This is a genomic window from Mesorhizobium sp. M7A.F.Ca.CA.003.01.2.1, from assembly GCF_003998945.1.
Classification (GTDB): Bacteria; Pseudomonadota; Alphaproteobacteria; order Rhizobiales; family Rhizobiaceae; genus Mesorhizobium; species Mesorhizobium ciceri.
Map to the genome: position 1 here is coordinate 1 of NZ_RZRA01001548.1, position 647 is coordinate 647.

Consider the following 647-nt stretch of genomic DNA (forward strand, 5'->3'; position numbering starts at 1 on the left):
CAATGGCGACGTGCCGTTGCTGAGGCTGATCGAGACCCTGTCCACGGCCCCGGCAAAACTGTTCGGACTGCCCGGTGGCACGCTGAAGCCCGGCGCTGTCGCCGATCTTGCGCTTGTCGACCTCGACGAACCCTGGATCGTCAGCGAAAGCGGCATTCGTTCGCGCTCAAAAAACACCTGTTTCGAAGGTGCGCGCCTGCAAGGCAAGGTCTTGCAAACGCTGGTTGCGGGCCGCACAGTGTTCTCCGTCTGAGCCGGACAACCCGCGCACCGCGCCTGATCCGGCCAAACTGGGGGAAATGCGGGGGAAACAATGACTTACAGCCTCATCCCAGCGCTTGTGTTCGGCTATCTCCTGGGCTCGATTCCGTTCGGACTTCTGCTCACCCGCGCGGCCGGCCTTGGCGATGTGCGCCAGATCGGCTCGGGCAACATCGGCGCCACCAATGTTCTGCGCACCGGCAACAAGGGCCTAGCCGCGGCGACGCTGTTGCTCGACGCGCTGAAGGGCACGGCCGCCGTGCTGATTGCTGGCTATTTCGCGCCTGACCTGGCGATCTGGGCCGGTCTCGGCGCCTTTCTCGGTCATCTCTTCCCGGTATGGCTGGGCTTCAAGGGCGGCAAGGGCGTCGCCACCTATCTCGGCG

The 647-nt window shown here is 64.5% G+C and carries 2 protein-coding genes; both read left to right on the plus strand.

The features are described from left to right. The coding region (locus tag EN969_RS34100) for an amidohydrolase family protein (protein ID WP_164758798.1) at positions 1–253 on the plus strand (253 nt) is incomplete at its 5' end. A gap of 60 nt (positions 254–313) precedes the next feature. Continuing rightward, positions 314–647 (plus strand): glycerol-3-phosphate acyltransferase (locus EN969_RS34105; protein WP_164758799.1); only part of this gene is annotated, 334 nt, incomplete at its 3' end.